Here is a 26,982-nt window from a genome sequence, read left to right as displayed (position 1 = left end):
GATTGGCACTCCTTAGAACAGATTGGCGGGGGCAAACTCACGACCTAGGCTATCCAAGTGAACTCTGACCGGTTGGAGATGGGGGCGCAGGGATTCGACCAGGGTGTCGCAACCCTCCTGACGAGCTACCGTGCCATTCCCCCCGGTGCGACCGTCCGGTTGGCGAAGAAGACCTCGAATCTGTTCCGCAAGCGCGCCGAGAACCCGCATCCCGGTCTCGACGTCTCCGGCCTCGCCCGGGTGATCTCGGTCGATCCGGACGCGAAGACCGCCGACGTCGCGGGCATGTGCACGTACGAAGATCTCGTCGCCGCCACGCTGCCCTACGGTCTGGCACCGAAAGTCGTCCCGCAGTTGAAGACCATCACGCTCGGCGGTGCCGTGACCGGCCTCGGGATCGAGAGCACGTCGTTCCGAAACGGTCTGCCACACGAATCGGTCCTCGAGATCGACATCTTGACCGGCGATGGTGAGATCATCACCGCCACCCCCACCAACGAACATGCCGACCTCTTCTTCGGTTTTCCCAATTCCTATGGGACGCTGGGGTATTCGGTCCGGCTGAAGATCGAGCTGGAAGCCGTGCAGCCATTCGTGGCGCTGCGGCACGTCCGCTTCGACCGGATCGAGGAACTCCAGGAGACGATGGCCGCGATCGTCGCCGACAATTCCTACGACGGCGAACGCGTGGACTACCTCGACGGCGTGGTGTTCACCGCCGACGAGTCGTATCTGACCCTGGGACGTCAGACCGACGAGTCCGGACCCGTGAGTGACTACACCGGGATGGACATCTTCTATCGGTCCATCCAGGAACGCACGGCCGCCGGGAGCGCAGTGAGCGGGGCCCGTGCAATCGGCACCGACCGGCTGACCATCCACGACTACCTGTGGCGTTGGGACACCGACTGGTTCTGGTGCTCACGCGCCTTCGGCGCCCAGAACCCGCGCATCCGCAGGTTCTGGCCCAAGAAACTGCTGCGCAGCAGTTTCTACTGGAAGCTCATCGCGCTGGACCACCGGTACAACATCGGCGACAAGCTCAGCGCCCGCAAGGGCGAGCCGCCGAACGAGCGTGTCGTCCAGGACATCGAGGTGCCGATCGAGAACACCACCGCGTACGTCGAGTGGTTCCTCGACAACATCCCGATCGAGCCGATCTGGTTGTGCCCGTTGCGTCTTCGAGAACCCGCCCTCAGCGGGTCCGACCCGGTCCGGCCCTGGCCGCTCTATCCGCTCGAACCACGACGAACGTATGTGAACGTCGGTTTCTGGTCGGCGGTGCCCATCACCCCGGGCGACCCGGGATATACCAACAAACTCATCGAACGCAAGGTGGCCGAGCTCGACGGCCACAAGTCCCTCTATTCGGAATCCTTCTACTCCCCCGACGAGTTCGACGATCTCTACGGGGGCGAGAATTATCGTCTGCTCAAGAAGCGGTACGACCCGCGAGGCCGTCTGCTGGACATGTATGCGAAAGCGGTGAAACGACAATGACGACATTCAAGGACAGCCCCTTGCACGCCGGGGGCGACGCGGTGGCCACCGGCAGGATGACGTTGGCCCAGATCTTCGAATCATTGATGGGCGGCGACCTCACGATTCGCATCACCGCCTACGACGGCAGTTCTGCCGGGCCCGAGGACGCGGAATTCGGGCTCAACCTCAAGACCCCCCGTGGCACCACATATCTGGTGACCGCCCCCGGCGACCTCGGGTTGGCGCGCGCGTACATCGCCGGCGATCTCGAACTGGTCGGCGCGCACCCGGGTGACCCGTATGGCGCGCTGCGGGCCCTCGCGGCCGATCTCCATTTCAACCGCCCGTCTCCGCTCGTCCTCGCGAACATCGCCCGCTCGCTGGGCATCGAGCACTTCAAGCCGATCGCGCCACCGCCGCAGGAGGCCCTGCCGCGCTGGCGGCGTTTCGCCGAAGGCCTGCGGCACAGCAAGGCTCGTGACGCCGAGGTCATCCATCACCACTACGACGTCTCGAACACCTTCTACGAGTGGGTACTCGGGCCGTCGATGACCTACACGTGTGCGGTGTACCCGGAGCTCGAGGCGTCGCTCGAGGCCGCGCAGGAGAACAAGTACCGGCTCATCTTCGACAAGCTCCGACTCAAGCCCGGTGACCGCCTTCTCGACATCGGTTGCGGCTGGGGCGGAATGGTCCGCTACGCCGCCCACCGCGGGGTCAAGGTCATCGGTGCGACCCTGTCCGCCGAGCAGGCGCAGTGGGCGCAGCAGGCCATCATCGACGAGGGGCTGTCGGACCTCGCCGAGGTCCGACACAGCGACTACCGCGACGTCACCGAGACCGGCTTCGACGCCGTGTCGTCGATCGGACTCACCGAGCACATCGGTGTCGCCAACTACCCCGCGTACTTCAAGTTCATCCGGGACCGCCTCCGGGTGGGCGGCATGCTGTTGAATCACTGCATCACCCGCCCCGACAATCTCAAGAACAGCCGCGCGGGTTCGTTCATCGACCGCTACGTGTTCCCCGACGGTGAGCTCACCGGTTCCGGCAAGATCATCTCCAAGCTGCAGGACATCGGCGGTATGGAGGTGGTGCACGAGGAGAACTTCCGTGACCACTACGCGCTGACCCTGCGCGACTGGAACAAGAACCTGCTCGAGCACTGGGACGAGGCCGTGGAGGAGGTCGGCGAGGGAACCGCCCGCCTGTGGGGGCTCTACATGGCAGGCTGCCGGATCGGCTTCGAGCGCGACATCATCCAGCTCCACCACGTGCTCGCGACCAAGCTGGACGACCAGGGCGGCAACGACCTTCCGTTGCGCCCCTGGTGGAACGCCTGAGCGCCGGCAGTTCCCCGGACACAGCCCCCCGCGCACTCCCGCCCCGCTGACAGCAACCGAGATCCCGCCGACAGCAACCCGTTTTACGCCGACAGCAACCCGGCGACGTCAATTCCAGGTTGCTGTCGGCGGGATTCAGGTTGCTGTCGGCGGCGGGCGAGCGCAGCGAGCACGCCACTACTCGAGACCCGCCAGCTGCTACTCCAGCGGGCGCGCCCCCAGCTCCGACTTGAGCAGTTCCAGCGCCACCTGGTCAGGGTCGAGCCTGCGCTCCGGTGGCCCCGAGTGAGCGTCGGCGACCATCTCGTCACGCTCGGCGTCGGTGATCTCCTCGTCCGGCCGTGGCGGCTCAGGCTCCTCGGGTTCGGGAGTGTGTTCCGGTGGCGGAGAAGCGGACTGCGTCTGGTCGCGCCCGCGACTCGGCCGCGAGTAGGCGGGGCGTTTGGGCGCAGGCCGCGACGGCTCCCGGTCGCCGGCACCGCGCTGAGGCGACGCCTGGACTGCGGGCCCCGACCCGTGGACGCATCGTGCATCCGTCCCCGGCCCGAACACCCGTTGTACGGCGGCCCGGAGATTGCCCGCATGTTCGTTGCTCAATCGCCCGACCAGCATCTCGGTGGTGTGCCCGAACACGATGGTCTGGCCGTCCACCCCTTGAATGAACGCGCCGGAGAGCATGACCTCGAGCACCGGGGTGATACCGCGAGCAGCTTCGCGGATCTCCGGCCACCGGGCCTCGACGTCAGCGGCGGCGAGCCCCGGAGTCGTTTGCGGCTCTTCGGCTTCCGGCTCCTCGACGGTCGCGGCCGGCGAGGGGCCGTCGTCGTACGGCGGGGCGTCGTCATCGGTCGGCTCGTCGGGCAGCGGGATGTCGTCGTCGGCCGATGATGTGGGCGGCTGTACGGCATCCCGCGGTTGCGGGGCGGTCGGTTCTTGGGCGTGCGGTTGCGGGGCGGTCGGTGTCGGCGGCGAAGGAGTCGGAGGTGTCGACTCCGGAACCGACTGGGCGGGCGCCGATTCCTCCTCGACGATGGGCTCGGATTCCCGTTCGGCCGGCATCCGTGCCGGTGGTTGGGGCGACGTCGGGTTCCCGCCACCGCGAGGCGCCCTCGGCTGGGGCACCGGCGGCGAATCCGCAGGCACCGGCTCCGGCGGCTCGGCCGGGCGTGGTTGCGCTGTTCGCGAGATCTGCTCCGCCACAGGTTGTTCGGCCGGCGCCTCAGCCGCGACCCGCGATTCCTCGACGGCCTTGCGTTGCGACGGACGCACGTACTTGGGTTCGGGCTCGGGTTCCGACGGGACGTTGGATGGCCGCTGCGCGCCCGAGGAGGTCTCTCGGGCACCCGACGCGGTCGAGGTCACCACCCCGGACTCGAGACGTTCGAGACGGTGCAGAAGCGCTGCGTCTTCCGTCGAGGCCGCGGGGAGCAGCATCCTCGCGCACATCACCTCCAGCAACAGCCGGGGGAGGTGGTGCCGCGCATCTCACCGAGAGCCGCGTGCACGATCTCGGCGAATCGGGTCAGCGCCGCAGGGCCGAGGATCTCGATCTGAGACTGCATGCGCTGCAATTGGTCTCCGGGCGCCTCGACGAGCCCGCGGTCGGCGGCATCCGGAACCGCCTGGAGCAGAATGAGATCTCGCAGTCGTTCGAGGAGGTCGACGGCGAATCGTCGCGGGTCGTGGCCGGCATCGACCACCTTCTCCACCGCACCGAACAAGCGTGAGCCGTCGGCGTCCGCGAGTGCATCGATCGCCTCGTCGATCAGCGCGATGTCGGTGACCCCCAGCAACGCGAGCGCACGATCGTACGTGACGCCCTCGTCGCCTGCCCCCGCGAGGAGCTGATCGAGGATGCTCAACGAATCGCGCGGCGAGCCACCCCCGGCGCGGATGGCCAGGGGGTAGACGTCGGGCGCGACGGTCACATTCTCGTTCGCGCAGATCTTCTCCAGCAGCCCGCGCATGACGGGCGGTGCGAGCAGGCGGAACGGATAATGGTGCGTCCGTGAACGAATCGTGGGGAGCACCTTCTCCGGCTCGGTGGTCGCGAACACGAAGATGAGATGCTCAGGCGGCTCCTCGACGATCTTGAGCAACGCGTTGAAACCCGCGTTGGTGACCATGTGGGCCTCGTCCACGATGAACACCCGGTACCGCGATTCCGACGGTGCGTAGAAGGCGCGATCGCGCAGTTCCCGGGTGTCGTCGACGCCGCCGTGGCTGGCCGCGTCGAGTTCGATCACGTCGAGATTGCCGGGACCGCCGGGTGCCAGCGCCTGACACGAGTCGCACACCCCGCACGGCTTCGACGTCGGCCCCTGGACACAGTTCAGGGACCGAGCCAGAATGCGGGCCGACGATGTCTTGCCGCAGCCGCGTGGGCCGGAGAAGAGGTAGGCGTGGTTGATACGGCCCGAGTCCAGCGCATGACTCAGCGGATCGGTGACGTGCTCCTGGCCCACGACGTCGGCGAAGCTAGCCGGGCGATAGGTGCGATACAGAGCCACGTGACGAGACTACCGGCGATCGCCGACAGCGGAACCTGCTGCCCCACCCTGTCCACACCCCGCGTCCACGCCGCCGATTCAGAACGTCGCGGCAGGCGACGTTGGCAGGTCATACGGCCGTCAGGCTTGCGGGTGCGATCGTTCGACGGCGTACTCGTCCACCACCGGCGCCTGCGGGGGTCGACTCTCCCTGACCGGTATGTCCTCTGTCGCGGTCGCGTCATCACGCATGGGACGAGGCGCGACCAGCGCTGGATCGGCGTCGGACGACATCGCCCGCTCGCGTCGTCGGAACACCACGATCGTCGCGACGGCCGTCACGAGGAACACCGCGTTGTACGGGTAATAGGTGAACCACCGCAGCCACCCGATGCCCGTCTTGAAGAACAGCCCTATCAGGTACGCGTCTGGGACGGTCCTGTTCACGAACCAGATCGGATGGGCAAGGTAGGTGCGCCAGGAGAACGTGACCAGGATCAGTGCGATGAGCCCCGCCACGACCAGGCCGTAGGTCGTCGGGCGGCGGCCGGGCTTCATCAGCATGTCGAACCCGATCACCACCAGCGGGACGAACCACACCCAATGATGTCCCCAGGACATGGGCGAGATCGCGCAACCACTCATCCCGACGATGGTGATCGCGAGCAGTTCTTTTCCGTTCCGGTGCGCCAGCACCGCCGCATACATGCCGAGCGCCAGCGCGGCGACGACCACGGCGAGCCAGAGAAATCCGTTCGGGTCGTCACTGTGCAGCAGATTCGCGAGCAGACCACGGATCGACTGATTGCCCGGCGTCTGCGGAGCTCCCACCCGATCCGAATCGAACAGTTTGCCCGTCCAGTACGACCACGATTCGCGCGGCAACGCGACGAAGCCGAGCATGGCGGTCCCGACGAATCCGGCAAGCACACCGGCCACCGCGCGCCACTGACGCAGCAGGGCCAGATAGAAGACGAAGATCAGTGGGGTGAGCTTGATCCCGGCGGCGATACCCGTCCCGACGCCGTAGAGGCGACTGCGCTCCGGACGGGCCAGATCGGCGACGATCATCAACAACAGGAAGACGTTGATCTGCCCGTACCAGATCGTCGTGCGGACCGGCTCCAACAGCAGCACCACCGCCACCAGCGACAACCCGATACAGCGCAGAGGCCACGTCGCCTGACGCCCAAGGCTTTTGAAGCTGAGCATGATGATCAGGTAGAGCGCGACGAAGATCCCCGTGGTCCAGATGATCCGCGCCGCCTCGAACGACACCCAGGTGAACGGGGCGAACAAGAAGATCGAGATGGGCGTGTAGGTGTAGTCCATCTGCCCGAGGAACTTGGCGTCGTAGAGGTGGCCGCCGGTGAGTACGGTCCGTGCCCCGTCGAGGTAGACGCGGAGGTCGAGCTGGTTGTCGAACAGTCCCCAGAACGGGGTGTTCAGGGGCACCACCACGTCCTGTAGCCACAGAGCGAACAGCCCGACGAGCACAAAGCCGACGGCGACCAGCGCCGATCGGTGAGTCCTCACGCTCTGCGGGCTGTCACGGGCACGGGTCCGGTCAGGATTCGCGCGACGCCAAGAGGGTCTCCGAAGCGGCCAGCAGCACGCAGGTGGCGACGCCGTCCATGGCGGTTCGGAGATCGTCTGTGGAGGGGAAGGTCGGTGCCAGGCGGATGTTGCGGTCGAACGGATCTTCCTTGTAGGGATACGTCGACCCGGCGGCCGTCAACGCGATACCCGCCTGCTTGGCGAGTTCGATGGTGCGGCGAGCGGTCCCGTCGATGACGTCGAGGCTGATGAAGTAGCCACCCTCGGGCTCCGACCATGCGGCGACCTTCGAGTCGGCCAGCCGGTCGGCGAGGATGTCGAGCACCAGCCGGAACTTCGGGGCCAGCAGTTCCCGGTGTCGGGCCATATGCGCCCGGACGCCGTCGGCGTCGCCGAAGAACTTCGCGTGCCGCAGCTGGTTGACCTTGTCCGGACCGATCGTCTTGAACGACAGATGCCGACTGAACCAGTCCACATTCGCCTTCGACGAGCCGAAGAACGAGACACCGGCACCGGCGAAGGTGATCTTCGACGTCGAGCCGAGCACGTACACCCGGTTGGGGTTGCCGGCCGCGGCGGCCATCTCGATCACCGGCAGCGGTGTCGGGGGCGCCTCGACGAGAGTGTGCACCGCGTACGCGTTGTCCCAGTAGATCCGGAAGTCGTCGGCGGCGGGCATCTCCAGCAGGCCGCGCGTCACGTCCTCGGTGAACGTCACCCCGGTCGGGTTGGAGTAGGTCGGCACCGCCCACAGCCCCTTGATGCTGGGATCGGCGGCGGTGAGCGCGGCACACGCGTCGACGTCGGGACCGTTCGGCAGCATCGGCACCGGGATCATCTCGATGCCGTAGCTCTCGGTGATCGCGAAGTGCCGGTCGTAGCCGGGCGCCGGGCAGAGGAACTTGATGGGCGCCGATCCCCACGGCTGCGCGGAGTCGGGGTTGCCGTTCAAGAGTGAGAAGACCGTGAGGTCATGCATCAGCTCGAGGCTGGAATTGCCGAATGCGATCAGGTTCGCCGGATCCACGGCCAGCAGTTCGCCGAAGATCTCGCGGAGTTCGGGCAGACCGGCGAGACCGCCGTAATTGCGGGTGTCGGTGCCTGCGGCGTCGCGATACTCGGTGCCGGGCAACGCCAGGAGTTCGTTCGAGAGGTCGAGCTGCTCGGGAGCGGGCTTGCCGCGGGTGAGGTCCAGTGACAGACCTGCGGCGCACAGCGCGTCGTAGAGGTTCTGGAGTTCGGACTTGGTTTCGCGGAGCTGGTCGGCACTCAACGAGTGGTAGTTCAACGCGGGGACCTCTCCAGTGACACCGGCGTGGGTTGGCGGTGACGCTCCAAGCGGATGATTGTGTTTATGGGGACCCCGCGCACCCGAGAGAGCCCGTTGACCCTTGCTGCCTTCCGGCCCTGGGGGAGTTCACAGGATGCACGCCGCGCGGGATCCGCCGTCAAGTGTAGCGGGCAGGACACCTCGATCGACAATCCGGTGGTCGACGCCACGCTCGGCGGCCCCGAGATGCCCAGACCGCATCTGTGGTCAGCGACCTTTCGCGTGCGGAAGGTCGCTGACGAGAAGTGAGGTCTCGACCCTTCCCAGCAGGGTGTCACGCCCGGTTTTGGGGTAGCCGCCCCTCGGCCGCTATCATCCCCGGTGGAGGATTCGCCTAGTGGCCTATGGCGCTCGCCTGGAACGCGGGTTGGGTTAACAGCCCTCAGGGGTTCGAATCCCCTATCCTCCGCCACACGAGATCCGCAGCCGTTCTCTCGCTCGTCGATGAGAATGGCTGCGGATCTTTCGTGTGTGCGGCCCCCTGGACCACCGCGTCGGGCTGGTTAGGGTGGAGCCATGACCTATGTAGTACTCGGAGCAACCGGTGGTCAGGGTGGTGCCGTGGTCACCGCATTGCTCGAGGCGGACCTGCCGGTGCGCGGCGTCGTCCGCGACCCGGCATCGAAGCGCGCCGAGGAACTCCGCACCCGCGGCGTGGAGCTGGCGGTCGCCGACATGGTCAGCGGCGACGGTCTCACGGACGCCTTCACCGACAGCACGGCGGTGTTCGCCTTCACCACCCCTTTCGAGAGCGGCGTCGAGGCGGAGATCACCCAGGGCGCCACGATCATCGCCGCCGCGACCGAGGCGCATGTTCCGTATCCCGTCTTCTCGTCGGTGGCCAGCGCGGATCGTGACACCGGCGTGCCGCATTTCCAGAGCAAGTATCGGGTCGAGCAGTTGCTGGCGGACTCCGACATCCCGCACACGGTCGTGGGCCCGACGTATTTCTACGACAACCTCCTGGGCGACCCCGATGCGTTGACGGCCGGCGTGATGCCGATCGCCATGCCTGCGGACAAGCCACTTCAGCAGGTGTCGCGGCGCGATCTCGGCCGATTCGTGGTGGGACTGCTCACCCACCCGGAAGCGCACGCGGGTGAGCGCATCGACATCGCCTCCGACTCCGTGACCCCCGAACAGATGGCGACAGCACTGTCGCCGGTGCTCGGCCATGAGGTCCACGCCGAGTCCTATGACCCCGAGCGGATCGCATCACCGGACATGCGCGCGATGTTCGAGTTCTTGGGCGACAAGGGATATCAGGTCGACATCGTCGCGCTGCAGGAGCGTTTCCCGGAGGTGGGGTGGCAATCCTTCGCCGACTGGGCCGCGGTGCGATTCGCCGGCTGAGGCCGGCAGACGCACTCGGCGGTACCGCGAGAAGCGGTGGAAGTTTGGACAAGACCGGGGGTTTCTGTAATCACCCCGGCCTCTGGTTCAACAAGCGAGTTACAGCATCGCGTGAACGTGAGCCCACCATAGCAGCCCCGCGCACGCATCGACGAATCGTCCGGGTGGGAAGCTGATGGGGTGCTGCTGCCGACACTGACCCCCGACGCACCAGACCTCGCCGACGCGATCACCGTCGGCGACGACCGCCTCTCCCGCGAAGACCTCGTGGGCGCGGCGACCGCCGTCGCCGAGCGCATCGCCGGCGCCCGCGTCCTGGCTGTCCATGCCAGGCCGACGACCGACACCGTGCTCGCCATCGTCGGCTGCCTGATCGCCGGAGTCGCCGCGGTGCCCGTGCCGCCCGACTCGGGCGCCCGCGAGATCGAGCACATCCTCACCGATTCCGGCGCACAGGCCTGGCTGGGCTCGGCTCCCGACGACCCGACGCTCCCGGTCATCCCGGTGCGGCGGTATGCCCGATCCTGGCATCGACACCCCGAGCCGCCCGGTGCCGCCACCGCACTCGTCCTGTACACCTCGGGCACCACCGGACTGCCCAAGGGCGTCCCGATCACCCGCTCCGCCATCGCCGCCGGTGTGGACGCACTGGGCGACGCCTGGCAGTGGACCGCCGATGACGTACTCGCCCACGGCCTTCCGCTCTTCCACGTCCACGGACTGATCCTCGGCATGCTCGGACCGCTGCGTCGCGGCGGCCGACTCATCCACACGGTCAGGCCGACGGGAGAGAGCTACGCCGCCGCCATCGACCGTGGCGCCACGATGTACTTCGGTGTCCCGACCGTCTGGACCCGCGTCGGGACCGACCCATCCGCAGCGCGACGGCTCGCGTCGGCTCGGCTCCTTGTGTCCGGAAGTGCCCCGTTACCGGTCCCGGTGTTCGACACCATCCGCGAGCTCACCGGACACCAGATCGTCGAACGGTATGGCATGACCGAGACGATGATCACAGTCAGTACACGCGTCGACGGGGAACGCCGCCCGGGCTGGGTCGGTGTCCCCCTCGCCGGCGTGGAGACCAGGCTGCGCGAGGGTGACGCCGACCTCCCGCACGACGGCGAGTCGGTCGGTGATCTGCACGTGCGTGGCCCGATGATGTCGTCTGGCTACCTGAACCAGCCGGAGAAGACGGCCGAATCCTGGCTCGCCGACGGCTTTTTCGCCACCGGTGACGTCGCAGTCATCGACCGGGACGGCATGCACCGCATCGTCGGCCGGCGTGCGACCGACCTGATCAAATCGGGGGGCTTCCGGATCGGGGCCGGTGAGATCGAGACCGTACTGCTCGGGCATCCCGCCGTCGACGAGGTCGCGGTGATCGGCCTGCCCGACGACGACCTCGGGCAGCGGATCGTCGCCTACGTGGTCGGTGAGCGCGTCCCCGACGCCGAACTCGTGGATCATGTGACGACACAGTTGTCGCATCACAAGCGGCCCAGGGAGATCCGCCATGTCGACGCGCTCCCCCGCAACGCGATGGGCAAGGTGCAGAAGAAGCTCCTCGACTGAGCTCGCCGTCACGAACCCGGGATGAGCGCTCTGTGCGGTTTCGGACCCGACCGATTAGATTTGGCCGCATGAAGCCTGTTGGTCTGTCCGCGGTACCGTCACGCCGTCGGATCGGCATCGTCGTGTTCGACGGCGTCAAGATGCTCGACTTCTCCGGTCCCGCTGAGGTCTTCGTGGAGGCGAACCAGCACGCCGGAGACTACGATGTGGTGGTCCTCTCACCCGCTGGTGGCGATGTGACGACGTCGGTTCATGCTCGACTGAGTACCGATCCGGTGGCGGGCTCGGGTCAGTTCGACACGGTCCTGGTCGCCGGCAGCGAACTCGCACCGCCCAAGTTCCTGACCCCGGAACTCATCGAGGCAGTTCTCGACCTCTCGACGCGGACCCGGCGCCTGGCATCGGTCTGCACCGGCTCTTTCGTCCTCGCCGCGGCAGGACTCCTGGACGGCCGCGCCGCGACCACCCACTGGAAGTTCACCGCCGACCTCGCGCATCGCCATCCCGAGATCCGGGTCGACGAGGACGCGATCTTCGTGCGCGACGGCGACGTCTACAGTTCGGCCGGTGTGGTCGCCGGCATCGATCTGAGCCTTGCCCTGGTGGAGGACGACCACGGCGCCGAGGTAGCGCGTCGGACGGCGCAGGGACTTCTCGTGTACATGCAGCGCGGCGGGGGGCAATCGCAGTTCTCCGCCTCGTTGCGTGGCCCGATCCCGCGCAGCAGCCTGGTACGCACCGTGACCGACCACATCCGCGGCAATCCTCGACTCCCGCACACGGTCAGTAGTCTCGCGGCACACGTGAACGTGAGCGCTCGGCAACTCACTCGACTCTTCCGCGACGAACTGTCCACCACACCGGCCGGGTACGTCGCCGCGGCGCGTTTCGACGTGGCTCGCGAGAGTCTGCACGCCGGCTTCAGCGTGTCCCAGGCCGCCCAGGCTGCCGGCTACAGCAGCGGCGAAGTGATGCGACGCGCCTTCATCGCGCGCATCGGCATCTCGCCCCGCAAGTACCAGCAGCGTTTCGCAACCACCACACCTCCGGCCCCGACCCCGATCGCGGTCTGACCTGGCGACGTCGGTGCGGGCCGATGTCGCAAATGGGGGTGTTTCTGGCGCGTGAAGTGGGACCGTGGGCGCTGTGATCACGGCAAACTGAGATGGCCGGTCACGACCGGATATCTCATCGCGCGGCAGGCGACATCACAGCACTGTCGTACCCATTTCGAAGGAGCACCCCCATGCCCACCATCACCACCTCCGACGGCGTCGAGATCTTCTACAAGGACTGGGGCAGCGGCCAGCCTGTCGTCTTCAGCCATGGGTGGCCGCTCTCGTCCGACGACTGGGACACCCAGATGATGTTCTTCCTCGGGGAGGGCTACCGGGTGATCGCCCACGATCGTCGCGGACACGGACGGTCGACACAGGTCGCCGACGGACACGACATGGATCATTACGCCGCCGACCTGGCCGCCGTCGTCGAGCATCTCGACCTGTCCGACGCGATCCACGTCGGCCATTCGACCGGTGGCGGCGAGGTGGCACACTACCTGGCACAGCACGGTCAGGACCGCGCGGCCAAAGCCGTTCTGATCAGTTCCGTTCCCCCGATCATGGTCAAGACCGACACCAATCCGGACGGGATCCCGAAGGACGTCTTCGACGACATCCAGGTTCAGGTCGCCACGCGCCGCACCGACTTCTTCCGGACCTTTGCCGAGGGCCCGTTCTACGGCTATAACCGGGACGGCGCCGAACCGTCCGAAGGTGTCATCGCCAACTGGTGGCGGCAGGGGATGATGGGCGGCGCCAAGGCTCACTACGACGGCGTCGTCGCGTTCTCTCAGACCGACTTCACCGACGACCTGAAGAAGATCACCATCCCGACGCTCGTCATGCACGGTGAGGACGACCAGGTGGTGCCGTATCAGAACACCGGCGTGCTCTCTGCGGAGTTGCTCCCCAACAGCACCCTCAAGACCTACCCCGGGTTCCCGCACGGCATGCCGACCACCGAGGCGGCGACGATCAACGCGGATCTTCTCGAGTTCTTCCGCTCCTGACGACACGACAGTGACAACACGAGCGTGACGACTTGACGGGCCCCCGATCGCTTGCCGATCGGGGGCCTGTCGACCATCGTTGATCGCATGGTTATCGAGGTGCGCCCGGCGACCACGTTCGCCGATGTCCGCACGATGGTCGGGCCGAAACGCCCGGATGCCAACGTGTGCTGGTGCCTGAGCTACCGGATTCCGAACAAGAGCAATCAGCAACTCGTGCGCGAGGCACGCGGCGAGTACGTCCGTGAGCTGTGCAGGCAGAAGCCGCCGCCCGGAGTCCTCGCCTACGACGGCGACGATGTGGTCGGCTGGGCGGCGGTCGCGCCGCGCGCCGACTCCACTTTCGCCGGCAACCGCAAGATTCCGCACGTCGACGATCTCGACGTGTGGTCGGTGTGGTGTATCCGCATCCGTCCCGGCCATCGCAAGCAGGGCATCTCCCATCCCCTGCTCGCGGGTGCAGTCGACTTCGCCCGCGACCATGGCGCACCCGCCGTCGAGGGCTACCCGGTGGACAACGGCGGAGAGAAGGTCGACCTGACGATGGCCTATGTCGGGACGCGAAAACTGTTCGAGGATGCAGGATTCAGCAAGGCGGCCGACACGACGTCGGTGCTGAACGGGTTCCCGCGGGTGCTGATGCGGTTGGCTCTGTGATCTCCACCCCTCCCGCTCCCCCGTTTCGGTCCCGCACCTTCGATCGAGTGCGCGGGACCGAAAGGGGGGAGCGGGAGGCTCGATCCACCATCAAGACCACGTCCAGTCCCGGATCTCTGGCAGATCCTCGAAGTACTCACGGACGTGATCGTGGTGGCGGGCCAGTTGCCGATGACAGAACTCGACGAGCTCGTCGGATCGTTCGGGCACCCGCCTCGACCGCCGGAGCGCTTCCATCACCAGGTGGTAGCGGCTCATCTTGTTGAGGACGACCATGTCGAACGGTGTGGTGGTGGTGCCCTGCTCCGAGAAACCACGCACGTGGAACCGGCCGGCGTCGGGCTGGCCGTGCAGGAGTTGGTGGACGGCCCGCGGGTAACCGTGAAACGCGAACACCACATGTCCGTCCCGGGTGAACAGGTCGGCGAACTCGTCCTCGGACAACCCGTGCGGGTGGTCGGCCTGCGGTAGCAGCGACATCAGATCCATCACGTTGACCACGCGGACACGCAGGTACGGCACCCATTCGCGCAGGATCTGCGCCGCGGCGAGGATCTCCTGGGTGGGTACATCGCCCGCGCCGGCCAGCACGATGTCGGGGGCGTCGTCGGTGTCGCCCTCGGTCCCGGCCCACGGCCAGATCGAGATCCCGGCCGCGGCCTGATCGTTCGCCTCGTCGAGCGACAGGTACTGCAGGTGTGGCTGCTTGTCGACGACGAGGAGGTTCACATGGTTGCGGCTGCGGAAGCAGTGTTCGGCGACCGACAGCAATGAGTTGGAATCCGGCGGCAGCCAGATCCGTACCACGTCGGGGGCGAGCGGCAGCACCGCGTCGATCAGCCCCGGCCCCTGGTGGGAGAAACCGTTGTGGTCGTTGCGCCAGCAGGTGGAGGTCAACAGGATGTTCAACGACGCGACGGGTTCACGCCAGTCCAGGGTCGCCGCGTGTTGCAGCCACTTGGTGTGCTGGATGACCATCGATGCGCTCACCATCGCAAATGCCTCGTACGTGGCGAAGAGCCCGTGCCGACCGCTGAGCAGGTACCCCTCCAGCCATCCCTGACAGAGGTGTTCGCTCAGCACCTCCATCACCCGCCCCGACTGCGACAGATTGTCGTCGTGTTCGGTGGTGGGGAGCTGCCAGCAGCGGTCGGTCGCCTCGAACACCGCGGCCAGGCGATTGCTCGCGGTCTCGTCGGGAGAGAACAGCCGGAAGGCGCCGCCGCCGTCGTCTGCGGCCGTGTTCTCCGAGTAGATGTCGCGCATGTACTCGCCGAGCACCCGCGTGGTCTCGTGGATCGTGGCACCCGGCTTGTCGACCTCCAGCGCGTAGCGGGCGATCGGCGGCAGTTTCAGCGGGGTCAGCAACCGACCGCCGTTGGCGTAGGGGGTCGCGCCCATCCGCCGGTCGCCCTCGGGCGCAAGCCCCGCGACCTCGTCGACGACCGCTCCCGACGCATCGAAGACCTCGTCTGGCCGGTAGGACCGCAACCAGTTCTCGAGGATTCCCAGGTGGTCGGGATTCTCACGGACGCCGGAGAGCGGCACCTGATGTGCCCGATGCGTGCCCTCGACGAGTTCGCCGTCCACCTCGTGCGGGCCGGTCCACCCCTTGGGCGTGCGCAGCACGATCGCAGGCCATCGGGTACCGACCGACGGTCCGCCCGCACGTGCCTGCACCTGAAGGTCACGAATGATCCGGTGGGACTGGTCGATTGCCGACTTCAGATCACGGAACACCGCCCTCGGGTCGTCACCCTCGACGAACATCGGAGTCCACCCCTGGCCGCCGAGATAGTCGGCGATCTCGCTGTCGGTGCTGCGGCCGAGGACCGTCGGTCCGGCGATCTTCGCACCGTTGAGATGCAGGATCGGTAGCACCGCACCGTCGCGGGCGGCATTGAGGAACGCCGGGATCTTCCACGACCCCGACAACGGGCCGGTCTCCGCCTCGCCGTCGCCGACCACGCACACCACCGTGAGGTCGGGATGGTCGAAGGCCGCACCCGCGGCATGGACGAGGGCGTAACCGAGCTCGCCGCCCTCGTGGATGCTGCCCGGCGTCTGCACGCTGACGTGGCTGGGGATGCCACCCGGGGTGGAGAACTGGCGGCACAGCTTGCGCACACCCCGCGCATCCCGCGACACATGCGGATAGATCTCGGTGTACGTGCCCTCGAGGTAGACGTTGGCCACCAGGGCAGGTCCTCCGTGGCCCGGCCCGGTGATGTAGAGCCACTCCGAATCCGTTTCGCGGATCACTCGATTGAGCACCGTGTAGATCGCCGACAGTCCGGGACTGGTGCCCCAGTGGCCCAGCAGTCGCGGCTTGATGTGGTCGGCGGTCAGCGGTTCGCGCAGTAAGACGTTGTCCTGCAGATAGATCTGCGCGACGGTCAGGTAGTTGGCGGCGGCCCACCATCGCAGGTCCGCGTCGAGCTCGTCATCGGTGTAGGCGGCGTGATCGGTGCGGGGCTCGGTCAACGAAGGCTCCTTCGGTGTGTTCCGGACGTCGGACACTCCCCCTCCACTGTTCTAGCCCGGCGAACAGATGTGGTCCAGCGACGCCGGCGAGTTCCGCCCGAACAGCGAGACCGATGTCGCGCTCAGTCGACGCCGTTGGACAACGCGAGGGACTCGCCCGACCGGCACCTTCCCTGATCGGAGACCAGGTAGAGCACGGCATTCGCAACATCGGCGGGTTCCAGCAATCCCGGCCGCGGACGCCCCCGCGCGAACATCTCCTCGACGTCGTCGAGTCCGGGATTCTCCAGATCCGGCCGGATCAGCCGGTAGGTGGCCGGGTTGTGGATCATCGCGGTGTTCACCCCGGACGGCAAGACCGCATTGACGGTGATCCCGTACTCGGCCACCTCGAACGCCACCGACTGCACCAACGCGAGGACGCCTGCCTTGGCGGCCGCATAATGACCCGAATCGGTCGCGCCGGTCTTCGCGACGCTCGACGACGTCGCGACGATGCGCCCGGACCGGCGCTCGATCATGTGGGGCAACACGGCCCGGAAGGTGTTGAACACCCCGGTGAGGTTGACGTCGATCATCGTCTGCCATCGTTCCACCGACATCGAGGCGATCGGACCGCTGCTCGCGATGCCGGCATTGGCGATCAGGACGTCGATCCTGCCGTGGACCTCGAGCGCCCGGCCCACCACTGCCTCGACCGCCGTCAGATCGCGCACGTCCGCGGTCACGGCGAGACAGCGCCGGTCATACGACTCGACGGCGCGCACCGTCTGCTCGACGTCGTCGGGCGTGGCCGTCGCGTAGTCGATCTCCGAGACGGGTGCCGCGATGTCACAGAACACGATGTCGGCGCCTTCGCGGGCCAATGCCAGCGCGTGCGCTCGACCCTGTCCACGGGCACCGCCGGTGATCAGCGCGACCTTGCCGTCGAGCAGTCCCATGAGAAGCACCTTCCATTCGACGTGTGTCAGACCTCGATGGTGCAGACCCGCCGGACCGCCCCATCTCATCGCGGAGCCGCAGGCCCGCGACCGTCACCCCGGCAGCCGGTACTCCTGTCGGGGACGTCCGGTACTCCCGTACTGCAGCGACATCCGGAGCCTGCCGGCCGACACCAGATGCGCGAGATGCCGGCGGGCGGTGGCGGGCGAGACGCCGACGGCTTCGGACACCTGGTCGGCGAACAGCGGGCCGTCGGTGGATACGAAGAGTTCGAGGATCCGCTGTTCGGTATGTGAGCCGCCGTCGGGCCGATCCGAGCCACGGGTCCCGAATCGCAATGCCGAGAGCGCGGAGTCCACGGCATGCTGGTCGACGTGGTCGGCGTCCAGGACGCGCCGGTACTGGGCATATCCGGCCAGTCGTCTGGCCAGTTCGGTGTCGTCGAATGGTTTGATCAAGTACGCGAGAGCACCGGCCCGCATCGCCGTGCGAACCGCAGCCGCATCCGTTTCCGCACCGACGATGAATGCGTCGCAGGGCAATTCGGCGACGAGGTCGATACCCGATCCGTCGGGCAGGTACACGTCGAGCAGCGCCAGGTCGACGCCGGGATGCTCGGCGACCGCCGTTCGGGCCGCGCCGATGCTGCCCGCCCGCGCGACGACACGGAAACCGCGCACCGCATCGACGATGGTGGCGTGCAGTGCGGCGACGCGGAAATCGTCGTCGACGATGAGCACCTCGAGGTCGTCGGTCATGGGATGTCATCTCCGTTGATCTCGTCCGCGGTGATCTCGTCGGCGTTGATCTCGTCGGCGTTGATCTTGTCGGCGTTGATCTTGTCGGCGTTGATAACTGACGGCAGCCGGGCCACCAGCACCGCACCGGTGTCTTCGGCATCGGGCCCACCGGGCTCGGCCACCCAGATGTCACCACCGATGCGTCGCGCGATCTGCCGCGACAACGCCAGTCCCATACCCCGTCCTCCCGGGACGCCCGGGTCGGCCTTGGTGGTCACGCCCTCGTCGAAGATCACCTCCGGATCGTCGACGTCGATCCCGGGTCCGGAATCGGTGACCGTGATGAACATGTCGTCGGCGTCGGTGAGCACCTCCACCTCGACGACGGCCTGCCGGTCGGGCGGGTCGGCGGTTGCCGAGTCAGGTGCGCTCGCGTCGATCGCGTTGTCCACCAGGTTGCCCAGCACCGTCGTCACCACCACCGGATCTTGCAGGACACCCTGCACCCACGTCTGGTCACCGAGCCGCAACATCACTCCGCGCTCTCGGGCGTGCGCGGCCTTGGCGTCGAGGAACGCCTGCAGATGCGGTTCGTCGATGTTGTCGAGTCCCTCGAGCCGCGAGCTCCGCGGCCCGGCGCCGGTCAGTTCGTCGAGGTAGGCGATTGCCTCGGCTGTGTGATCGTGGCGCAACAGCCCGGCGAGCACGTGCATACGGTTCGCGGTCTCGTGACGATGTGCGCGCAGAGCGGTACTCATCGCCCTGATCGAGTCCACCTCACGGGTCAGGCGTTCCACGTCGGTTCGGTCGATCACCGACATCACCATGCCGAGGTCTCGGCCGTCGGCTTCCACCGGGTGCGAACTGACCAGCACCACCCGATCCCCGACCGTGGCCGCGATCGGCTCGCGTATCGGCTGATCGAGCACACTGCGGACCCGCGGTGTGAGCCCCAGCTCGTCGACCTTCCGCCCGACCGGATCGGTGATGTCGAGCAGACGCCGGGCCGTGTCGTTGACCACCCGGACGACGCCGGTGCTGTCGACGGCGAGGACACCATCGGCCATCGAATGCAGTACGGCGCCCTGCTCGCGGACGAGTTCGGTGAGCTCGTCCGGTTCCAGTCCGAGCGTCAGTCTCCGCCAGCGCCGCGCCAGCAGCGCCGAGCCGACCGCACCGACGCCCAACGCGGCGAGTGCGATGAGGATGGTGGCGATCGTGTCTCGCCGGGTTTCGGTGGCCAGCTTCGCGGTCGACACACCGACACTGACGAAGCCGACAACGCGGTCGCCGTCATAGACCGGCACCTTGGCGCGAACCGACTCCCCGAGGGTGCCGCGGTCGGTGCTCACCTCCTCGTTGCCGGCGAGTGCATTCGACGGGTCGGTGGAGACCCGCCGACCGATCTCGCCGGGCTCCGGATGTGCCAGCCGGAGTCCGAGGTCGTTGCCGATCACCACGAACAACGCGCCGGTCCGTTGCGCCACCGCGGTCGCCTCGGTCTGCAGCGGACCGGATGCCAGTTCGGCGCTGTCGACCGCCGCACCCTGATGGCTCGCGACCTGACTCTGGACATCGGAATCGGCGGCAACCGATTGTGCGATCGCGAGGGCCCGTTGCGCGTACTCATCCCGCACGCGATCGTCCGAACCGGAGATCACCAGCCCGAAACCGACACCCAGGCTGACCGCGATGACGGCGAGTTGCAGGAGGAGTACCTGCGTTCGCAATCGCATACGGTCAGCCTAGGCATTCGGGGGAGCGATCAGGTCAGAACGGAATCGCACCGACGAGGCATCCGACGACGAGCATCACGATCGACACCGCCGCGGCCCTCCACAGGACCTTCTTGTGATGATCGGCCAGGCCCACCCCGGCCAGCGCGACGAGCAGCAGGATGGCCGGGACCAACGGGCTCTGCATGTGGAAGGGTTGACCGGTGATGGATGCCCGGGCCATCTCCGCAGGGTCGATGCCATAGCGGGTCGCAGTCTCCGACATCACCGGCAGCACCCCGTAGTAGAAGGCGTCGTTGCTCATCAAGAACGTCAACGGGATGGAGAGAACGCCGATGACCACAGCCATGTGCGGGCCCAGCCAGTCGGGGATTCCGGACGCGAGCCAGTGGGCGATCGCGTCGACCATGCCGGTCCCGCTGAACACTCCGGTCAGGACGGCCGCCGCGAGCACCATCGCCACCACCGAGACGATGCTCGACGAATGCCGGGTGATCGCCTCCTGCTGATCCTTCACATGCGGGAAGTTGATGGCCAGGGCGAGTCCCGACGCGATCATGAACAGCACCGGAATGGCGAGGATGTCGAGGCCGAGCACCGCCAGCAGCGCGACGGTGAGACCGGCGTTGACCCAGAACAGCCTCGGCCGCAGTGTCTTACGGTTCGGATCGAGAATTCCGGTGAAGCTCGAGCCACCGTCGTCGTCCGCGGCGTTCTGGTCGTGCGCACCAACCGGGAGGTCACGGGTCGATGTGTCGTCGCCCGAACCGGTTGCCGCGGAGCCTGTGCGGCGGGCCCGGGGTGTGGTCGGCGGGACGTCGGTGCCGGCGCCTCCGCCGGCCGCCACCAGGACCTCCTCGCGTGGCATCAGCATCGATTCCCTGATCTCGATCCGGCCGATGCGGCGCCGCTCCAGGACGCCCAGGTGGTACGAGAACAACAGCACCACAACGAGACCGGCGACGAGCGCGGGGACCATCGGGAGAAAGACCGCGTTGGTGTCGATCTTCAGCGCGCTCGCCGAGCGCGCCGTCGGTCCGCCCCACGGCAGGATGTTCATCGTCCCGTTGGCCAGACCGGCGGCCACGGTCAGAACCACCGGACTCACGCCCAACTTCAGATACAGCGGGAGCAGGGCGGCCGTGGTGATGATGAACGTCGTCGAGCCGTCACCGTCGAGGGAGACGACCATCGCCAGCACCGCCGTGCCGACCACCAGTCGTGCGGGGTCGTTGCGGACCATCCGCACCACCAGCCGGACCACCGGATCGAAGAGCCCGACGTCGATCATGATGCCGAAGAAGATGATCGCGAAGAACAGCATCGCCGCCGTCGGGGCGAGTTCTTTGATGCCGTCGGTGATCATGTCGCTGATGTCGAGTCCGGCGCCGGCGAACAGACCGAACGCCACCGGTACCAGGATCAGCGCGACCACCGGGGTCGCGCGTTTGGTGATGATCAGGAACATGAAGGTGGCCACCATTCCGAGGCCGAGTGCTACCAACATTTGTCATGCTCTTTCTGCGTGTGGGGAACGGCCGCTCTGTCGCCGAATTTCCATGCAGGCCGTTACAGACGCAGTCTTCGGGTAATCCACGTCACAGTCACGCTTTGGCTCATTAGTCGTCTTTTGCGCGTTTTGCGCGTGCCTTCAGTCGGGCAGCATCGGCGCATCGTCGCCGTGATGGCGCCCGACGAGTACCGCCCTCGTCACCGCGTCCCGGCCGAACCGGTTGCGCAGGAGGTCCATCGCGATGTCGAGTTCGACGCCACGGTCGGAGTCGAACGGAAGTGCGAGTTGCACGCTGTCGTGATCGTCGAGATTGGTCAGCGACAATCCGATCAAGGTGCAGCCCCGCTCGCGGATCAACGGCATCGCATCGATGAGGAGTCCGCGGGCCACCGCCATGATGATGTCCGTGCGGTCGGTCGACTCGAGGAACGACCGCGATCGCGTCGCGCGCGCGAAATCGTCGAATCGAAGTCGCAGAACAACTGTGCGGCAGACACGTTCGGCGCCACGAAGCCGTTTCCCCAGCCGTTCGACGATCGCGACGACGGTCGCCTCGATGTCGGCTTCGCTCTTCGGCCTGCGCCCGAGCGCGCGTTGGGAGCCGATCGATCGCCGACGACGGCCCGTCTCCACCCGCCGTGGATCCCGCGCCATCGACAACGCGTGGAGATGCCGTCCCGTGCCGGGTCCGAGCAGTCCGCAGAGGCCGTGCTCCCGAACGCCGCGAGGTCGCCGACGGAGGTGATACCGGCGTCGGCGAGTTTCGCCTCGGTGATCGCTCCGACGCCCCAGAGCCGTCGCACCGGAAGGGGATGGAGAAAGTCGAGTTCGGTGCCGGGTGCCACCTCCAGCAGACCGTCGGGTTTGCCGACCGCACTCGCGACCTTCGACAGGAACTTCGTCCGGGCGATCCCGACCGTGATCGGCAGGCCCACCTCGGTCGCGACCCGTGCACGCAGCCGCGTGGCGATCTCGACCGGCGAGCCGCTCACCCTCCGAAGGCCCCCGACGTCGAGAAACGCCTCGTCGACGGAGATCCCCTCGACCACGGGCGTGGTGTCGTGGAAGATCTCGAAGACCGCGCGGCTGGCCTCCATGTATGCGTCGAAACGCGGGCTCACCACGATCGCCCGGGGACAGAGCGCCCGCGCCTCCCGCCCGGGCATCGGGGTCCGGACACCGCACGCCTTTGCCTCGTAGCTGGCGGCGAGGACGACCCCGCCGCCGACGATCACCGGTCGGCCGCGCAGCTCCGGATCGTCACGCTGCTCGACCGATGCATAGAAGGAGTCCAGGTCAGCGTGCAATATCGTCGCCTCCGGCCGCTCCTTCCGCTCGATTCGCATAGAACATATGTTCGCATGTCACTCCGACAGGTACGGTCGGATCATGACCGAGAACACGGGCGATTTCGACGGCGCAGCCGAATGGGATGACCGGTACCGCAGCGCGGACCGACTGTGGACCTCAGACGTCAATCCCGCGCTCATCGCCGAGGCATCCGACATCACCCCGGGCACAGCTCTCGACGTCGGATCCGGCGAGGGCGCCGATGCCCGCTGGCTCGCCGACCGGGGCTGGCAGGTGACCGCCGTCGACATCTCCCAGGTCGCCGTTGATCGCGCCCGCGAGACAGATGCCCGCGAGTCGATCTCCTGGCTACAGGCCGACCTCACCGAGGACGAGATCCCCGGGGTCGAGTTCGGTCTTGTGTCTCTTCAGTACTTCCCGGTCGCCCGTTCCGATGACCGCACCATGCGCAAGATCCTCGACGCCGTCGGTCCGGACGGTCACCTACTGGTGGTGTCCCACGAAGCCGAAGGTATTCGCGCTCACGGGCGCAACCCGGACGACTATTTCCAGCCCGATGACGTCGCGGCCCTCCTCGGCGACGGGTGGACGACGGTCACCCACGAGACACGGGAACGCGGTGTCGCCGCAGGCGGCGGTGCACACACCCACGACGTCGTCCTGCACGCCCGGCGCGTATCCTGACCCGACGCGCGGATTCAGACGCCGTATCGCTTGTCCAGCAAGCGAATTCGTCCTCCTGCGAGAACCCTGTTCGGATGCCCGGGCGCCAAGCGGTGCTCGAGACGCCGCCACGCCTGCAGGTCGTCGCGACCGTGCACCGACGACGTCCACTTCTGCAGGACACCCACATCACCCTCGGCGATCACGCGTGACCGCACGTCTTCCCTGATCTCCTCGAACAACCCGACGATCCCGGGAGCCGACGACTCGGCCAGCAGCCCACCGCGGCCCAGGTCGTCGATCACCGCCCCGAGTTCGCCACCGCGCGCGACACGATCACGGATCTCGGACACATCGGAGACCAGGTCGGCGGTCAGCCGGTAAGGCCGCGACGCGACCACATCGTTACCCAGATCCCTACGCAGCCGGGAGATCTCGGCGCGTACCGTCACCGGGTCGAGCGCATCCTCCGCGAGCAACGTCGCGAGCTGTTCGGTGCTGAGACCTTCGGGGTAGGCCTGTAGGAGCAACAGGATCTCCGCGTGCCGCGGAGACAGCGTACGTTCGCCCGTCCCGTCTCCCCGACGACGCCAACGATGGGTGCTGCCCGCCAACACCGTCATACGCACTTCACCGGGTGCATCGAATGACGCCGGGTCCGCGAGATCGACTGCCCTCGACTGCATTTCCCGCTCCACCGCGGCCACCACCGACCGCACCGCGGCCAGCGCGAACGGCGCCGCGACCTCGCGGCCACCGGTCACGTCGATCACCCCGAGGACATGACCGGTGATCGGGTCGTGCACCGGCGCAGCCGCACAACTCCACTCCTGGACCGGTCCGGCGAAGTGCTCGGGCCCACTACCTGCACCCCACGGTCGACGGCCAGCGCCAGTCCCGGCGCATTGGTGCCGGCGACCTCTTCGCTCCACAACGACCCCTCGATGAAGTTGATGTCGGCCGCCTTGTCCCGGGCATCGGTCGCACCTTCCACCCAGAGCAGACGGCCGGCCTGATCGGTCAGTGCCACCACCACACCCGAATCGGCGATGTCGTCGAGCATGAGCGACTGCACGAGCGGGCGGACTGCGGTGATCGGGTGAGCGTCGCGGTATTCGGCGAACTCCGCCGCCGTCATCGATGTCGTGCCGGTCCCGGGCGCCGACGCGCTCGGATTGACACCTTTCGTGACCGAACGGACCCATGAATCACGGACCACCGACCGGACGGAGTCCGCGGGCGGCGTGATCCCCGTGAGGAAGTCCTCGTACGCTCGGCGGACACGTGCGGACGCCGAGGCAGAATCGCTCATACGTCCTCCGTCGATCACCTGACCTGGTCGTGTTGTGTGCTGCACCTGTGTCCGGGCAACACGACCTGTGTGCTGTCAGACTAGCGCGCGACCGGAACCGTCGAGGCCGACACTCACTCGCACGCAGGTCGTCACCTGCGCCGACGTCAGTCGAACCGCGCCGCAAACTGCCCGGGTGTCATTCCGGTGACGGTGCGGAAGTCGCGCACCAGGTGAGCCTCGTCGGCATAGCCGAGTTCGGCCGCGATCGTCGCCAGCGTGGTCCCCGATTCGCGGAGCCGTTCCGCCGCCTCCTGCAGCCGGCGGCGCTGGATCAGCCATTTCGGCGTCAGTCCCAACCGACGCTGCGTGAGTCGCTGCAGGCTGCGTTCGGTGAGGTGGAAGCGCTCGCAGATCTGGGTCACCGAGGTCACCGCGGAATCGTTCTCGACGAATTCGACGATCGCATTGACGAGCAGACCGTCGTCGTCGACCGGTAGCAGTGGACGGATCCACGCCTCGACCAGATCGGTGGCGTCATGCTGACGCGCGGAGTCATTCGGGTCGTCGGTCATCACCGACCGGATGTTCGCGGTGAGCTCGGCACCGGCGTCGCCGGCCACCTCGGTGAGGTCGGCGGACCGGTCGGTCCAGTCGGCCACCGCTCCGCCGGTGACGAGGGCGCCGGCGGCCGGTGCGAACATCGTCCCGATCGCCCACCCCCGACCGGTCAGCTCGGTCTCCGACAACCCGGTGTTGACCCCGTAGAAGCGCGCGTAGTCGGCGGTCACCACCGCCAGGCACACCGGATACTGCAGTACACGCTGGGGTGCCGACCGCCCCGCGGGCACCGACCATATCGGCACCCAGAATCGCCTGATGAGATCCGTGACGTCCGGCGACGGCGCCCAGCGGCCGATCTCGAACGACGTGTCGCCGGGGTCGACGAGATGCGCGCGCTCCACGTCGTCGATACGTGTCGCAGAGTCACCTGATCTGTCGGATTTCATCAAGCCCCACTCCGGTTGTTCTCCGTACGGTTCCATCATGACCACTTCATCCGACATCACCCAGACACTGGCCCTCGAGTACGTACGGCTCGCGACCGGCTTCGGCGACGTCCTCGACGCCGTCGCACCCGAGCAGTGGGCCGCTCCGTCACCCTGCGATGGCTGGACCGCACGCGACGTCGTCGGCCACGTCATCGAGACCCAGCGCGACTTCTTGGCGCGCCACGACGTCGACCTCGGCGAGAGTCCCTCCCTCGACGACCCGGCCGCCGCGTGGCGGGCACACCGCACCGTCGTCGGCGACCGTCTCACCGACCCCGCCGTCGGGGCCAAACCCTTCGACGGCCACTTCGGCCCGACGACCGTCGGCGAGACGCTGCTGCGCTTCTACGGATTCGACATGGTGGCCCATCGATGGGACGTGGCCTCGGCGGCGGGGCGGGACCTGCGATTCACCGATGCCGAACTGGAGATGATGGAGACCGCGGCCGCCGGCTTCGGACCCGCGCTCTACGGCGACGGAGTGTGCAAGTCCGGTGTCGAGGTGCCCGCCGATGCCGATCGTCAGACCCGGGTGCTCGCCATGCTCGGCCGCTCCGCCTGACCTCCGCCGCCCGCCGCCCTCACGGGATCCAGCCGTTGCGACGGGGGTAGCGGGCGCGCAGGAAGCTGTAGAGATAGGTGCTGAGCAACAGCACGCCCGCGGTGATCACCGTCGGCCACAGATAGTCGTTGCGCAACGATCCGCGCACGGCCACCACCACCCAGCCGATCGCCAGCAACACCAGGGCGATGGTCGCGAGCAGCCGGACCACCAGCACGATCGTGGTGATCACCGCCCACACGGCTTCGCGTCCCCGATCGCCCATGGGGTCAGGGTAACCGCGAGAGCAGCCCCGCACCCGTCGTGACGAGCGGTGCCCGCACAGACCCGCGGTCGAGTTTCCCGACACCACGGCCGACGGTGGCGGACAATGGTCACATGAAGACCGTTCTCAACGTGATCTGGCTCCTGCTGTGTGGCGTGTGGATGGCCATCGGCTACGTGGTGGCGGGGATCATCTGCTGCATCCTCATCATCACCATCCCGTTCGGTATCGCATCGTTCCGGATGGCGAACTATGCGCTGTGGCCGTTCGGCCGGACCGTCGTCCGTAAACCGTCCGCCGGCGCGATGTCGCTGATCGGCAACATCATCTGGCTGCTGGTGGCCGGGATCTGGCTGGCGATCGGTCACATCGCGACGGGAATCGCCATGTGCCTGACCATCATCGGCATCCCCCTGGGTATCGCCAGCTTCAAGATGGTGCCGGTGTCGCTACTGCCGCTCGGTGCGCGGATCGTCTCCAAGGACGAATACATGCCCGCCGGACCACCACCTGTGCAGCGCCCCGCCTACTGACGAGACGTCTCTCACACGCAGCGGGCGCGCCACGGG

19 protein-coding genes, 1 tRNA gene, 1 other RNA gene and 3 pseudogenes are annotated in these 26,982 nt (G+C 67.1%); 11 read left to right on the top strand and 13 right to left on the bottom strand.

Annotated features, from left to right (window positions below):
- The first annotated feature begins 78 nt into the window (after positions 1 to 78).
- Positions 79 to 1,500: an FAD-binding oxidoreductase gene (locus GTV32_RS16825; RefSeq protein ID WP_161062586.1), complete on the top strand. Its 1,422-nt coding sequence runs from the start codon at positions 79 to 81 to the stop codon at positions 1,498 to 1,500.
- A complete protein-coding gene (locus GTV32_RS16820; protein ID WP_161061283.1) occupies positions 1,497 to 2,825 on the top strand; it encodes a class I SAM-dependent methyltransferase in 1,329 nt (442 codons plus the stop codon). Before GTV32_RS16825 ends, GTV32_RS16820 begins: the two co-directional genes overlap by 4 nt.
- Positions 2,826 to 3,023: 198 nt before the next feature.
- Here the strand turns inward: GTV32_RS16820 and GTV32_RS16815 are convergent.
- The 4 genes and pseudogenes from GTV32_RS16815 to ffs form a co-directional block, all read right to left on the bottom strand.
- A pseudogene (locus GTV32_RS16815) lies at positions 3,024 to 5,335 on the bottom strand (DNA polymerase III subunit gamma and tau).
- Positions 5,336 to 5,455: 120 nt separating this feature from the next.
- Positions 5,456 to 6,850: a glycosyltransferase 87 family protein gene (locus GTV32_RS16810; RefSeq protein ID WP_161061282.1), complete on the bottom strand. Its 1,395-nt coding sequence runs from the start codon at positions 6,848 to 6,850 to the stop codon at positions 5,456 to 5,458.
- Positions 6,851 to 6,881: 31 nt separating this feature from the next.
- Complete coding sequence (locus GTV32_RS16805) at positions 6,882 to 8,159, bottom strand: aminotransferase class I/II-fold pyridoxal phosphate-dependent enzyme (RefSeq protein ID WP_161061281.1); 1,278 nt, start codon at positions 8,157 to 8,159, stop codon at positions 6,882 to 6,884.
- A gap of 64 nt (positions 8,160 to 8,223) precedes the next feature.
- Positions 8,224 to 8,318, bottom strand: an RNA gene (ffs, locus tag GTV32_RS16800) — signal recognition particle sRNA small type.
- A gap of 206 nt (positions 8,319 to 8,524) precedes the next feature.
- Here ffs and GTV32_RS16795 point away from each other — a divergent pair.
- From GTV32_RS16795 to GTV32_RS16770, 6 genes are all read left to right on the top strand, one after another.
- Positions 8,525 to 8,613: transfer RNA gene (locus tag GTV32_RS16795), tRNA-Ser, on the top strand.
- 104 nt (positions 8,614 to 8,717) lie between these two features.
- Positions 8,718 to 9,554 (top strand): NmrA/HSCARG family protein, encoded by an 837-nt coding sequence (locus GTV32_RS16790; RefSeq protein WP_161061280.1) that lies wholly within the window; start codon positions 8,718 to 8,720, stop codon positions 9,552 to 9,554.
- 180 nt (positions 9,555 to 9,734) lie between these two features.
- Positions 9,735 to 11,126: an acyl-CoA synthetase gene (locus GTV32_RS16785; protein WP_161061279.1), complete on the top strand. Its 1,392-nt coding sequence runs from the start codon at positions 9,735 to 9,737 to the stop codon at positions 11,124 to 11,126.
- A gap of 68 nt (positions 11,127 to 11,194) precedes the next feature.
- Positions 11,195 to 12,199, top strand: coding sequence for a DJ-1/PfpI family protein (locus GTV32_RS16780; protein ID WP_161061278.1), 1,005 nt, complete (start codon positions 11,195 to 11,197; stop codon positions 12,197 to 12,199).
- 173 nt (positions 12,200 to 12,372) lie between these two features.
- A complete protein-coding gene (locus tag GTV32_RS16775) occupies positions 12,373 to 13,197 on the top strand; it encodes an alpha/beta hydrolase (RefSeq protein WP_161061277.1) in 825 nt (274 codons plus the stop codon).
- An 87-nt stretch (positions 13,198 to 13,284) separates the two neighbouring features.
- Positions 13,285 to 13,854, top strand: coding sequence for a GNAT family N-acetyltransferase (locus tag GTV32_RS16770; RefSeq protein WP_161061276.1), 570 nt, complete (start codon positions 13,285 to 13,287; stop codon positions 13,852 to 13,854).
- A 90-nt stretch (positions 13,855 to 13,944) separates the two neighbouring features.
- On the opposite strand, the gene GTV32_RS16765 is transcribed toward GTV32_RS16770, so the two are convergent.
- The 6 genes and pseudogenes from GTV32_RS16765 to dinB all read right to left on the bottom strand — a co-directional run bounded on the left by GTV32_RS16765 (position 13,945) and on the right by dinB (position 22,615).
- Positions 13,945 to 16,338 (bottom strand): phosphoketolase family protein, encoded by a 2,394-nt coding sequence (locus tag GTV32_RS16765; RefSeq protein ID WP_161061275.1) that lies wholly within the window; start codon positions 16,336 to 16,338, stop codon positions 13,945 to 13,947.
- A 122-nt stretch (positions 16,339 to 16,460) separates the two neighbouring features.
- Positions 16,461 to 17,279, bottom strand: a complete 819-nt coding sequence (locus GTV32_RS16760; protein WP_161061274.1) for a mycofactocin-coupled SDR family oxidoreductase — start codon at positions 17,277 to 17,279, stop codon at positions 16,461 to 16,463.
- Positions 17,280 to 17,372: 93 nt separating this feature from the next.
- Positions 17,373 to 18,038: a response regulator gene (locus tag GTV32_RS16755; RefSeq protein ID WP_161061273.1), complete on the bottom strand. Its 666-nt coding sequence runs from the start codon at positions 18,036 to 18,038 to the stop codon at positions 17,373 to 17,375.
- Entirely contained in the window at positions 18,035 to 19,756 is a 1,722-nt protein-coding gene (locus GTV32_RS16750) for a sensor histidine kinase (protein WP_161061272.1), read from the bottom strand. The genes GTV32_RS16755 and GTV32_RS16750 overlap by 4 nt, the downstream gene beginning before the upstream one ends.
- A 34-nt stretch (positions 19,757 to 19,790) precedes the next feature.
- Positions 19,791 to 21,263, bottom strand: a complete 1,473-nt coding sequence (locus tag GTV32_RS16745; RefSeq protein WP_161061271.1) for an SLC13 family permease — start codon at positions 21,261 to 21,263, stop codon at positions 19,791 to 19,793.
- 144 nt (positions 21,264 to 21,407) lie between these two features.
- A pseudogene (gene dinB / locus GTV32_RS16740) lies at positions 21,408 to 22,615 on the bottom strand (DNA polymerase IV).
- Positions 22,616 to 22,658: 43 nt separating this feature from the next.
- Between dinB and GTV32_RS16735 the strand changes: the two are divergent.
- Positions 22,659 to 23,264, top strand: a complete 606-nt coding sequence (locus GTV32_RS16735) for a class I SAM-dependent methyltransferase (protein WP_161061270.1) — start codon at positions 22,659 to 22,661, stop codon at positions 23,262 to 23,264.
- 14 nt (positions 23,265 to 23,278) lie between these two features.
- On the opposite strand, the pseudogene GTV32_RS16730 reads toward GTV32_RS16735, so the two are convergent.
- Positions 23,279 to 24,555: pseudogene (locus GTV32_RS16730) on the bottom strand (GAF domain-containing protein).
- Positions 24,556 to 24,701: 146 nt separating this feature from the next.
- Positions 24,702 to 25,544 carry a helix-turn-helix domain-containing protein gene (locus GTV32_RS16725; RefSeq protein WP_161062585.1) on the bottom strand — a complete coding sequence of 281 codons (843 nt, stop codon included), beginning with the start codon at positions 25,542 to 25,544 and terminating at the stop codon, positions 24,702 to 24,704.
- A gap of 37 nt (positions 25,545 to 25,581) precedes the next feature.
- On the opposite strand from GTV32_RS16725, the gene GTV32_RS16720 reads away from it, so the two are divergent.
- Positions 25,582 to 26,148, top strand: coding sequence for a TIGR03086 family metal-binding protein (locus GTV32_RS16720; protein WP_161061269.1), 567 nt, complete (start codon positions 25,582 to 25,584; stop codon positions 26,146 to 26,148).
- Positions 26,149 to 26,167: 19 nt separating this feature from the next.
- Here GTV32_RS16720 and GTV32_RS16715 read toward each other — a convergent pair whose 3' ends face one another.
- Positions 26,168 to 26,413, bottom strand: coding sequence for a hypothetical protein (locus GTV32_RS16715; RefSeq protein ID WP_161061268.1), 246 nt, complete (start codon positions 26,411 to 26,413; stop codon positions 26,168 to 26,170).
- A gap of 113 nt (positions 26,414 to 26,526) precedes the next feature.
- Between GTV32_RS16715 and GTV32_RS16710 the strand changes: the two genes are divergently transcribed.
- Positions 26,527 to 26,946 (top strand): YccF domain-containing protein, encoded by a 420-nt coding sequence (locus GTV32_RS16710; protein WP_161061267.1) that lies wholly within the window; start codon positions 26,527 to 26,529, stop codon positions 26,944 to 26,946.
- The last annotated feature ends 36 nt before the right edge of the window (positions 26,947 to 26,982 follow it).

Source organism: Gordonia sp. SID5947, assembly GCF_009862785.1.
GTDB lineage: Bacteria > Actinomycetota > Actinomycetes > Mycobacteriales > Mycobacteriaceae > Gordonia.
The sequence above is the reverse complement of the archived record's forward strand: the minus strand, read 5'-3'. Positions and strand labels throughout refer to the sequence as shown.